General features: G+C 71.9%; 11 protein-coding genes. 1 reads left to right on the top strand and 10 read right to left on the bottom strand.

Going from position 1 to position 11177, the window contains the following annotated elements; translation table 11 throughout:
• Positions 1-140 (top strand): YciI family protein (locus tag ACRDSQ_RS30505; protein ID WP_431425891.1); only part of this gene is annotated, 140 nt, incomplete at its 5' end.
• Positions 141-205: 65 nt separating this feature from the next.
• On the opposite strand, the gene ACRDSQ_RS30510 is transcribed toward ACRDSQ_RS30505, so the two are convergent.
• From ACRDSQ_RS30510 to ACRDSQ_RS30555, 10 genes are all read right to left on the bottom strand, one after another.
• Positions 206-424 (bottom strand): DUF6186 family protein, encoded by a 219-nt coding sequence (locus tag ACRDSQ_RS30510; protein ID WP_431425876.1) that lies wholly within the window; start codon positions 422-424, stop codon positions 206-208.
• On the bottom strand, positions 421-834 hold the full coding sequence (locus ACRDSQ_RS30515; protein ID WP_431425877.1) for a hypothetical protein: 414 nt from the start codon (positions 832-834) through the stop codon (positions 421-423). The genes ACRDSQ_RS30510 and ACRDSQ_RS30515 overlap by 4 nt, the downstream gene beginning before the upstream one ends.
• A 41-nt stretch (positions 835-875) precedes the next feature.
• Positions 876-1310, bottom strand: a complete 435-nt coding sequence (locus ACRDSQ_RS30520) for a hypothetical protein (protein WP_431425879.1) — start codon at positions 1308-1310, stop codon at positions 876-878.
• A complete protein-coding gene (locus ACRDSQ_RS30525; RefSeq protein WP_431425881.1) occupies positions 1307-2542 on the bottom strand; it encodes a DUF58 domain-containing protein in 1236 nt (411 codons plus the stop codon). The genes ACRDSQ_RS30520 and ACRDSQ_RS30525 overlap by 4 nt, the downstream gene beginning before the upstream one ends.
• On the bottom strand, positions 2539-3501 hold the full coding sequence (locus ACRDSQ_RS30530; protein ID WP_431425882.1) for an AAA family ATPase: 963 nt from the start codon (positions 3499-3501) through the stop codon (positions 2539-2541). Before ACRDSQ_RS30530 ends, ACRDSQ_RS30525 begins: the two co-directional genes overlap by 4 nt.
• Positions 3498-3956, bottom strand: coding sequence for a hypothetical protein (locus ACRDSQ_RS30535; RefSeq protein WP_431425884.1), 459 nt, complete (start codon positions 3954-3956; stop codon positions 3498-3500). Before ACRDSQ_RS30535 ends, ACRDSQ_RS30530 begins: the two co-directional genes overlap by 4 nt.
• The gene (locus tag ACRDSQ_RS30540) at positions 3950-4840 is read right to left on the bottom strand and encodes a DUF4129 domain-containing protein (RefSeq protein ID WP_431425885.1); all 891 of its coding nucleotides are present in this window, start codon (positions 4838-4840) and stop codon (positions 3950-3952) included. The genes ACRDSQ_RS30535 and ACRDSQ_RS30540 overlap by 7 nt, the downstream gene beginning before the upstream one ends.
• A gap of 340 nt (positions 4841-5180) precedes the next feature.
• Positions 5181-6203, bottom strand: coding sequence for a TauD/TfdA family dioxygenase (locus ACRDSQ_RS30545; RefSeq protein ID WP_431425887.1), 1023 nt, complete (start codon positions 6201-6203; stop codon positions 5181-5183).
• On the bottom strand, positions 6200-7459 hold the full coding sequence (locus ACRDSQ_RS30550) for an MFS transporter (protein WP_431425888.1): 1260 nt from the start codon (positions 7457-7459) through the stop codon (positions 6200-6202). The genes ACRDSQ_RS30545 and ACRDSQ_RS30550 overlap by 4 nt, the downstream gene beginning before the upstream one ends.
• On the bottom strand, positions 7456-11177 hold a 3722-nt coding region (locus ACRDSQ_RS30555), incomplete at its 5' end, for a non-ribosomal peptide synthetase (RefSeq protein WP_431425889.1). The genes ACRDSQ_RS30555 and ACRDSQ_RS30550, both read right to left, overlap by 4 nt.

Genomic DNA, 11177 nt, shown 5'->3' on the forward strand with positions numbered 1-11177 from the left:
AGGCCGACGAGTACCTCGGTGGCTTCTGGATCATCGAGGCCGAGAACGAGGACGTCGCGATCGAATGGGCCAAGCAGGCCTCGCGGGCGCTGCGCAGCCGGATCGAGGTGCGTGCCCTCCAGGAGGAACCCGCTGCCTGACGGTCCGGCCTACACGGCTCACCGGTGGGATCCGGGCTTACTGAGCCCCCCACTTGGGTCTCCTGTCATCTGGCGAACAGGTGCCAGCCGACCCAGCACCAGAGTGCAAGCACGGCAATCCTGCCGAGCGGCAGCGAGCCCGCTTCGTACCGCATCGCGAAGGCACAAACATCCGGCAGGGATGGGATCCGGGTGTCTCGGCGGTGCGCCGCCCACTCGAGACCCGCGATGAGCAGGGCGGCGAGGACGAATCCCGCGATGGTCAGCATCCGTGTCTCGCTCATCGCCGCACCAGTCCCCAGAACGCGGCCAGCCAGATGAAGTAGGCCGCTGTCCGGCCGAGCTCGCCGGACAGCGGCGGATCGAGCAGGATCGACAGGGTCGGGTGGGCATGGGTCGAGCCGAGGCCGAGGTTGACCACTTCGAGCGTGACCACGATCAGCACGGGCACCAGCCACAGCACCGCGCCCGCGCCTGGCCTCGCGGCCGTTTCCCTACCGGGCACGAGCCCGGACAAGGCGAGCGACATCCCCGCGGCGCCGATCACGAGCACGAACGTCGTCGCCTTCCAGGTGAACGACGGCAGTCCGCCACCGATCAAGGCAAGCGCGGCGAGGATCGACCCGACCGCCGCCCGGTGTGCCCAGGTGCGGCCTGACGCGGCTGCGACGACACCCCGCGGGCGTTCCGCCATGCCGTTCATTGTGGCCCGCGCGTCAACCGTGGGGTCAGCGATCAAGGAGTCCGGTCGGCCCGCGGGAACCAGAAGGCGCCCGCGAACAGGCCGGTGGCGACCAGCGGCGCGAGCGCGACCAGCCAGCTGGGGCCGATGGGCAGGGTCAAGGCGAGCACCGCGGCGCCGGTGGCGAGCAGGACCCCGAGCAGGACGCCCGCGCGCCCAGGCCCTGGCCTGCTGTGACAAGCCAGGACGTACGCCGCCGACGCGGTGCCGCCGATGGCGAACTGCCCTACCGTGCCGGAGCCGGCAACCAGCGCAACCAGGACCGCCAGTACGGCGACGGCACCGAGGACTGGCAGGCGCACGGACAGCAGCACCGCGGTGGCGCCGACGGCCACCGCGGCTGCCTCCACCGGCCCGGAGGCGGGCAGCGCGGCGACGACAGCACCGCCGCCCGCGATGACGCACAGGGCCGCTCGTGACCCGTTCACCGGGACCGCACCCCAAGCGGCTCGCGGGACAGCGGGGCGAACACCTCGGCCAGCGCGGCCCCTTCCGGCCAGGCGAGCACCTGGATTCCGCACGACTCAAGGTCGCGGTACATCACGCGCCGCTGCAAATGCCACAGGCGCAGCGCGAGCGGCGCCGCCGCACTCGGCGCCGACCGGAGCACGTCGACCACCGCCACAGCGCGGCCCCGTGCGACCAAAGCGTTGAGCGCCAACTCGATCCGGGCATCGAGCAGGGGGCTGAACGCGATCACCGCGGCACCGTGCGGCGCCGCGTTCCTCGGGACAGCCGCCGGTCCGCCGGAGCTCTCGTGCGGTGCGGGCCAGGAGTCCAGAACCGTCTCCACCACCTGATAGAACTGTCGGGCGCCGATGTCCGGAACCAGCCAGCGCGTCCGCCCGCCGATCGTGACCACGCCCGCCCGGTCCCCCCGCCGCAACGCGGCCTGAATGACCTGGACGGCGCCGTCGACAGCCAAGTCGAGACAGTCGCGGGCGACCGGGTTCGGCGCCGGACACGTGTCGATCAGCGCGACCAGGTCCGCCGCCGACTCGCGCAGCCGCTCGGTGACGAAGGGCTCGCCGCGGCGCGCGCTGACCGCCCAGTTGATCTCCCGCAGCCGGTCGCCGAACACGTACGGCCGGATTCCGCCGAACTCCACACCCTCACCTCGACGCCGCCCGGTGTGCGCGCCGATGCGGTCCGGCAGGCGCAGCGGCCGCGGCACGCCTGAGGCGGGTGGCGCGTGCGGGAACACCCGCACCTCAGCCAAGTCGACTTCCACGTGCGCCGCGAGCATCCCGCCGGCCGCCACGCACCGCAGCCGCGTGGCCACCGGATAGCGACCCCACCGACGCGCGGTGACTGTCCATTCGAGACCGTCCGGCACCACCCGGGTCAGCTCGAGGCCGGGGGGCGACACCGGTTCGGCCTCGACTGTCGCGGTCCCGTCCAGAATCCGCACAGCGAATCGCAGGTGGACGGTCTCGCCCTCGAAACAGCGCACCGCGGACTCGTCGGCGCGCACCTCCACCTCCCTGGCGGGCCGACTCAGCGCGCAGCCGCCCGCGACCGCACCGAGCAGCGGCGCCGCGAAGACGACCGGACCGATCCGGGTGGTGATCACCGCCATCGCAAGGGCGGCGGCACAACAGGTGGCGGCCGCCAGCGCGAGCGGCGAGGGCCGCCAGCGGAGCCGCACGACGGTGATCACGCCGGTCCGACCCGCGGCGTGGGGACCTTGTGCAGCAACTCGTCGATGACCTGCTCGGACCGCACCCGGCGGACCCACATCTCCGGTCGCAGGCTGGTCCGGTGCGCCCAGCACGCCGACACCAGCGCCTTGACGTCCTCCAGGATCACGTAGTCGCGCCCGGCGAGCAGGGCGCGGGCGCGGATCAGCTGCACCAGGTCCAGCTCTGCGCGTGGGCTCACACCGACCAGGACCTTCGGGTGCGCCCTGGTCGCGTTCGCCAGGGCGACGACATAACCCACCACGTCCGGGTGCACGGTGATCGACTCGACCGATTCGCGCATCGCGAGGAGCTCGGCCGGGGCGGTCACCGGCCGCAGCGCGGGCGGCACGGATCCGCGGTCGAGCCTGCGGCGCAGCATCCGGCGCTCATCGGCTTCAGTGAGGTAGCCCAGCCGGATGCGCAGGGTGAACCGGTCGAGCTGGGCTTCGGGCAGCGGGTAGGTGCCCTCGTACTCGATCGGGTTGTCGGTCGCCAGCACGATGAACGGCTCGGGCAGCGGGTGCGATTCGCCGTCCATGCTGACCTGTCCCTCGGCCATCGCCTCGAGCAGCGCCGCCTGGGTCTTCGGCGGCGTGCGGTTGATCTCGTCGGCCAGCAGCAGATTGGTGAACACCGGCCCGCGCCGGAACTCGAACCTCCCGGTGTGCTGCTCGTAGACGGTGGTGCCGAGAAGGTCGGCGGGCAGCAGGTCCGGGGTGAACTGCACCCTGGTGAAACCCAGGCCCAGCACCGTGGCGAAGGACCGCGCGATGAGGGTCTTGCCGAGCCCGGGCAGGTCCTCGATGAGCACATGGCCGCGGGCCAGCACCCCGAGCAGGACGAACGTGAGCGCCTCGCGCTTGCCGACGACGGCCCGCTCGATCTCGTCGAGCACCGCGCAGGCCAGCGCGGCGGTCGCCTCGGTCGCGGCGGTCACAGCAGTTGCTCCAGCCGGTTCAGGATCTCGCCCACCGCCCGCCGTCCGGGGCCGGGTCGGTCGAGGTGCTCGGTGAAGGGCTGGGACGGGTCGACCAGGCCCCACAGGTCGGCCCCGAACAGCAGTTCCCCGGTGGCCCGACCGGTGGCCGCGCTGCCGAGCACCGCCTCCAAGTGACCCGCGAACAACGGCCGCACGTGCCGGTCCCAGTCCGCGCGCGAGCCGTCGACCCAGGCGAAGGTGGCGGTCGCCCGGTCAAGTGAGGAATCCCGGACGTCGTCCACTGTGTTGTCTACTGTGGACCGTGGTGGTCCGGCAGGCCGCATGCCCAGCCGCGCCATGGTCAGCGAGATCACCGTGACGACCGAGAGGGCGGGCGCCGACGGGTCGCCCAGGAGCGCCCAGCCGGTGCCCGCAGTCGCGACGGCGAGGGCGGCCGACGTCCAGATCACCATGGCCCGCTCCGCAACTCGGTGATAATGGTCCGCAGCGCGGCGACGGCGGCTTGCTGGTGTGTCGAGGTCATCGGGTGCCCACTGAACCGGGCTTCGTCGAACAGACGCACCAGTGGCCACGCGTGCTCGGCGCGCAGGACTCCCGCGCCCGCAGCGCGCCCGAGTACCTCCGACGGGGTGTCAGCGGCCCGAGGCGAGGCTTGCGACGACCGCGCCAAGGCGTGCTCCATCGCCGCGTAGCAGCCGATGACTGCCTCCCTGGGCGTTCCGGTTCCACCCTCCACAGCGGACAGTGCGGCCGCGGCCGCGGCCGCGAGCGAGTCGCCATGACCTGGTGTCGCGACCGACCCCGGCGCCGCGCCGCCGCCCGGGTCCAACTCGGCGGCGGGCTTGCGCACCGCGAGGCCCGCCATCGCGGCGAGAACTAACAGGAGCACGACCATGAGCCACGCGCCCGCGCTGCCCGTGACACCGATCGGGCCGACGTCGCCCGGCGGCGCGGCAGGCGGTGGTCCGACGTCACGCGGTTCCTCCTGGCCGCCCGGGCGCGGAAGCCAGGTCGCCGCGACGGCCACGCCCAAGACCGCCACGAACAGGACCAAGCCGAGGAGCCAGGCACGGCGCGGCGCACCAACCGGTTTGGGCGCCCGCGACGAACGAACCGGGGGAAATCGCAGCCTCGCGAGCACCAGCAGCACCAGTGACGCCCCGGCGAGCAGCGCGAGTACCACGACTGCCGGATCCCCTGAGGCCCACTGCGAGGTCGGGCCGGGAAGGTGTTCCAGCCGCGGGACCCGCAGGACGGCGACCGTCGCGAGGACACCCGCGATGAGGGCCGCCAGCCGCGCGAAAGCCCGCGTCGACGGATCGCCTCGACCCGGCATCACGCACCTCCCGATGGGCTGAGCCGGTGACGGCGTGCGGCAATCACCAAGTATGACCGCTAAGCGGCGGAAATCTCCCCCGGAAAATTCATCGAACCTGACGGTTCGCGATCCCGCTCCCCGCGAACAGGCCGCGCCGGGTGACCAGTTGGTCACCTGGCGTGTCAGTTGAGGATGTCGCCGTCCGGGTCCAAGCGGGAGCTGTGGCAGGAGCAGTCCCAGCTGGTCTCCGCGGTGTGCCCACGCGGGCGCAGCCGAGGTGGGCGCACGTCAGCCGCACCGCGTGGAGGGCATTGGGCCCCGCTGGGCCTGCTGGTCACCGGTCGCCATGACCGACGGCCTACGCGGTCACGGCCGCCGGCTCGGTGATCGGCGCGCAGTCGGACAGGGCGATCGGGTCGCCCATGCTGACCACGATCTTGCGGTCGCCCTTGTACCACTCACGGCCGTGGGCGCACAGGATGTTGTCGACCAGCATCAGGTCGCCTGGCTGCCAGGATTCCCGCATGGTCACCTGGTCGTAGGCGCGGTTGAGTGCGCCGGCCTCCTCCTGCGTAAGCGGGGTGCCGTCACCGAAGTAGGTGCCGAAGGGCATGCCGTCGGCGCCGAACGCCTCGATCAGGACCTCGCGGACCTCGTCGTCGAGGGTCCAGTGGTTCCAGAAGGCGGTGTGGTTGAACCAGACCTGTTCGCCGGTGACCGGGTGGGTGATGATCGCCGACCGGCGCTGGCGGGTGCGCAGCGAGTCGTCCTCGGTCCACTCGTAGCCGACGGTGTTCCCCGCGCAGTACCGCTCGACCTCGGCCTGCTCAGTGGTCGCGAAGCTGGTGCGCCACGGTAGGCCTGCCAGGTCGGAGTAGTTGCGGACCAGCAGCCACCCCTTCTCCGCGAACCGCGCCCGCAGGTCGTCCGGGAGCAGCCGCAGCACCTCGCGCATGTCGCCGACGGTGGTGGCGCCGCCCTCGTCGGGGGCGATGAGGCAGCCGAAGAGCAGGAAGCCGGGGAACTCCAGGGTGTAGCTGTTCTCGTTGTGCAGCCGGATCGGCTGCACTGCGGGCAGGTCGGTCGAAGAGAACACCCCGTGGCCGTAGTCCGACCGCGGTGTCGCCTTCTCGCTGTAGCCCGCCGGGTTGGGCAGCAGCAAGTCCTTCACCACCGCGAAGTCCTCGGTGCTCGCCACCGGCAGACCCCGGATCAGGACACAGCCCAGTTGCTGGACGGTGGCCCGGATCATGGGCAGGTTGGCGGAGAGCCACTCCGCCGCCGCAGCCATGTCCGCGATGTCCACAATGGACGCGATGGGCGGCTTGCCCGCTTCCGTGCGGACATCGAGGGTGTCCGCGGTGGTGTCGACGAAGGTCATGCTTTCTCCTTATGGGTGGGAATCGGTAGATCGCGGCCCGTGCGGATCGGGCCGATGTACAAGGTGAAGCCCGCGGCGATGTTGGCGATCACGAGGATCCAGATCGCGGTCCGCAGGTCCAGAACAGTGCCGAGCACGCCGCCGAGGATGCTGCCCACCGGGTTGACGCCGAAGATCACGAACCGGATGCTCATGGCGACCCGCCCGAGCATCTCCCGCGGGCAGTACGCCTGCCGGAAGCTCACCGCGATCACGCTGTTGGCCGCGGTCCCCATGCTCGACGCCATCACCCCGACCAGGGCGAGCACGATGCCGACGCCGGGGTCGGCGAGGGGGAAAAGCAGACCGAACAGCGCCGTCACCGGGCTGCCCAGGCGCAGTGCGCGGGCCGAGCCGAGGCGGCGGCTGTACCAGGGGGCCAGGGTCGCGCCGAGGACGCCGCCGATGGCGATGGCCGCGGTAAGCGCGCCGACCACCCAGTTGCCGAGGTCGGCGGTGCGCACCAGGAACAGCACCCACAGCGCCTGCAGGCCCGCCATGCACAGGTTCACCGCACCGGAGTGCAGGGTCAGCACCCGCAGGTACGGGTCGCGCACCACGACTTTGAGCGCCTCGACCACATCGGCCCGAACGCCGCGGCGCGCCTTGGGTTCGGGTGTCGGTTCGACCGCGCGGATCGAGCGCAGGCACACCGCGGACACCACGAAGGTCGCCGCGTCGACGACCATGCCTGCCACGGCGCCGGTCACCTGGGCGACGACACCGCCGACACCGGGGCCCGCGACCTTGGCCGCCTGCTCGCTCACGTGCAACCGCGAGTTCGCTCCCAGCAGGTTGTCCCGCCCGACGAGGAAGGGGACATAGGCGCTGTACGCGGCGGTGAACAGGACCGTCGCGCAGCCCACGGCGAAGGCCACCAGCAGCACGTGCGCCATCGTCAGCACCCCGAGCCACGCGGCGGCCGGCACGCTGGCCAGCAGCGCAGCGGACGCTACATCGCAGGCGATCATCAGCGGCCGCTTGCGCATCCGGTCGGCCCAGGCACCCGCCTGCAGGCCGATCAGCAGCCACGGCAGCCAGATCGCCGCGTTGAGCACGCCCATGGTGAGCGCGTCCGCGCTCAAGGTCTGGATCACGACCAGCGGCAGTGCGACCGTGGTCACCGCGCTGCCGGTCTTGCTGACCGTCTGCCCGGCCCAGAACAGCCGGAAGTTCCGCTCGCCCAACGCGCGGGGCCGTACGGCCACCTGTGTCATCGCTCCCCCAGCCAGGTCGTGACCAGTTCCCCGACACGCGTGATCGGCGCCGGTTTCATCATGTCGAAATGTCCACAGTCGACTCCGTGGTCATGGATCCGGCCGCGGGCGAAGTCCCGCCAGAGGTCCGCGCCGCCGCCGCGCGTCTGGGCGCTGCGTTCGGCGGTCACGTAGAGGATGTCGCCGTCGACCACGCCGGACGGCGCGTCGACCAGGACCCGGATGAGGTTGCCCGAGGCGTCGGACAGCCGGGTGAGCATGTCCTCCGGCAGGCCGAACCCTTGGGAGACGGCCAACCGCAGCCGGTCGGTGTCGTCGTCCGCGGCGAGTCCGAGGTCCTGCGCCATCGTGGTCAGCAGCGCGCGCTCGATCTGGTCGCCCCAGCCCGGCAGGGTCGACCGCCCGTCCGGTGGGAACGAATCGAGTAGGGCCAGCAGTTCGACGTCGGCGCCCTCCCGCTGCAGCCTGGCCGCGACCGCGTGGGCGATGTTGCCGCCCAGCGACCACCCCAGCAGCCGGTACGGCCCCTCCGGTTGGATCTCCCTGATCCGGCGCGCGTAGCTCGCGGTCAGCTCGTCGAGATCGGCGGGCCTGCTGTCGAGGTCCATTTGCAGGCCGTAAACCGGCACATCGTCGGGAAGGTGCCGCTGCAGCACCGAATAGCACCACGCCACCCCGGATACCGGGTGAACACAGAACAGCGGCGCCTGCTCGCCGCCGGCGCGGATCGGCACGACCGGGTCGATGCGCGCCGGCGTCCCCGAAGAGATGACCTCGGCCAGGTCCAGCACGGTCGGCGCCTGGAACAGCGCCCGGACGGGCAGGTCGACACCGAGACTCTCCCGCACCCGGCTGATCAAGCGGGTCGCCAGCAGGGAATGGCCGCCCAGCGCGAAGAAGTTGCCGTCCACCCCCACCGCGTCGCGACCGAGCACCTCACCGAAGAGTCCACAAAGGATTTCCTCGCGGCCGGTGCGGGGCGCGCGGCCACCGGCGGCGCGCTCGGGGACGGGCAGCGCCCGACGGTCGAGCTTTCCGTTGGTGGTCAAGGGAAGTTGGTCGATCCCGATGAACGCCGACGGCACCATGTAGTTCGGCAGCACTTGAGCCACATGCTTGCGCAGTGCGGCGTCATCGGCGTCGGGCACCACGTAGGCCACCAGCCGCTGGTCGCCGGGGATGTCCTCACGGGCGATCACCGCGACCTGGCTCGCCGACGGATGGCTCGCCACCGCGGCTTCGACCTCGCCCAGCTCGATCCGGAAGCCGCGGATCTTGACCTGCTGGTCCACCCGGCCCACGTAGAGGAGTTCGCCCTCACGGGTCCAGCGGGCGGCGTCGCCGGTGCGGTACATCCGCTCGCCCCGCTCGAACGGGCACGCGACGAACCGCTCGGCGGTCAGCGCGGGTTTGCCCAGGTAGCCCCGGGCGAGCCCCACCCCCGCGACGTACAGCTCACCGACCACGCCGGGCGGCACCGGCCGCAGCGCCGCGTCGAGCACGTAGGTCCGCAGGTCGGGAATCGGCCGGCCGATCGGGCTGCCCGCCCGGTCGCCGGCGGTGCCCGCGGTGAGCGGGAGGTAGCTGACGTGCACGGTCGTCTCGGTGATCCCGTACATGTTGACCAGCCCCGGTCCGTCCGGGCGGCGGGCGTGCCAGTCGGCGAGCAGGCCGGGTTCGAGTGCCTCGCCGCCGAACACCACGTGCCGCAGGCTCAGGTCGGCGCCCGTGTCGGCCTCGATCAGCTGGTAGAACGCCGAGGGTGTCTGGCTGAGCATGGTGACGCGCTCGTCGGCGAGCAGTGCGAAGAATTCGGCCGGGCCGCGGCTGACGTCGAACGGGACGACCACGAGCCTGCCGCCGTGCAGCAGCGCGCCCCACATCTCCCACACGGAGAAGTCGAAGGCGTAGGAGTGGAACATCGTCCACACGTCGTCGGCGCCGAAGCCGAACCAGGCCTCGGTCGACTCGAACAGCCGGACGACGTTGCGGTGGGTGATCACCACGCCCTTCGGCTTGCCGGTCGAGCCGGAGGTGTAGATCACGTACGCCGGGTGCGCCTGCCGCAGCGGCGCGCGCCGGTCGGCGTCAGTGACCGGTCCGGGGTCGAAGTCCGCGAGGCGGTCGTCGAGCAGCAGGACTGGTCCGGCCCATGGCGCGTCAAGATCGCCCGTGGTGATCAGGAGCGCCGGGCCGGCTTCGTCGAGCACGTGGCGCACCCGGTCGGCCGGATAGGTCGGGTCTACGGGGACGTAGGCGGCCCCGGCCGTCACCACCGCCAGCAGCGCGACGATCTGCTCGATCGACCGGGGCAGCAGCAGCGCCACCCGGTCCTCCGGGCCGACGCCCGCGGCGATCAGCGCGCGGGCCACCCGGTTCGCCGCCGCGGCGAGTTCGGCGTAGGTCAGCGACTCGGCCCCGCAGGTGACCGCCGTCGCGTCGGGGGTCGCCGCCGCTTGTCGGGCGAACATCTCCGGCAGGGTGTCGGCGCTCAGCTCGGCGGTCGCGGCGGGATTCCACTCGGTGAGCACGCGGCGGCGTTCGGCGGCGTCCATGATGTCCACTTCGGACACCGCCACGGTCGGGTCGGTTGTCACCGCGGTGAGCACCCGGACCAGCCGATCGGCCAGCGCCTCGACCGTGGCCCGGTCGAACAGGTCGACGGCGAACTGGACGTCGCACCGGATGCCGGCGGGAACGCCGTCGTCGCCGAAGGTCTCCGCCAGCGCGAAGGTGAGGTCGACCTTGGCGGTGGCCGCGCCGATCGGGTGGGGCTCGATCTCGACGCCCGGCAGGATGCCCGCCGCACCGGGGGTGTTCTGCAGGACGAGCATGACCTGGAACAGCGGGTTGTAGGACACCGACCGCCGGGGGTTCACGTGCTCGACCACCTGCTCGAACGGCGCGTCCTGGTGGGCGAACGCGGCCAGGTCGGTGTCGCGCACGCGTCCCAGCAACTCGGCGAACGACGGGTCCCCCGAGGTGTCGGTCCGCAGGACCAGGGTGTTGACGAAGAACCCGACCAGGTCGTCGAGCGCCTCGTCGGTGCGGCCCGCGATCGGCGACCCGATCGGGAGATCGGTGCCCGCGCCGAGTCGCGTCAGCAGCGTGGCCAGCGCAGCGTGCAGCACCATGAACACCGTGACGCCGTTCGACCGCCCCAGCCTCGCGATCCGCGCGTGCAGGTCGGTATCGATCAGCGCGGAGACGTTGCCGCCCCGGTAGCTCGACACCGCCGGGCGCGGCCGATCCGTGGGCAGCGGCAGACAGTCCGGCGCGTCGGCGAGGGTCGCTCCCCAGAAGGCGAGCTGCTCGGACAGCAGACTCTCGTGATCACTCGCGTCGCCGAGCAGTCGGCGCTGCCACAGGGTGTAGTCCACGTACTGCACGGGCAGCGGCGCCCAGTCGGGTTCGCGACCCTCGTTTCGAGCCTGGTAGGCGACGCCCAGGTCGCGCAGCAGCGGGCCGATCGACCAGCCGTCGGCGGCGATGTGGTGCACCACCGCCAGGAGCACGTGCTCCCGCGGCGCGAGGGCGAACAGCGTCACCCGGATCGGCGGCGCGGCGAGGTCGAACACGTGCCCCGCCGCCGCGCGCACCAGCCCGGCCACCTCGGCCTCAGTGCACTCGACCACCGCGAGCTCCGGCCGGGGGTCGGCGAGCACGACCTGCGCGGGCTCGCCCGCCACTTCGGTGAACACCGTGCGGAGAACTTCGT

This window comes from Actinokineospora sp. (assembly GCF_050699995.1).
In the GTDB taxonomy this organism is placed as follows: domain Bacteria; phylum Actinomycetota; class Actinomycetes; order Mycobacteriales; family Pseudonocardiaceae; genus Actinokineospora.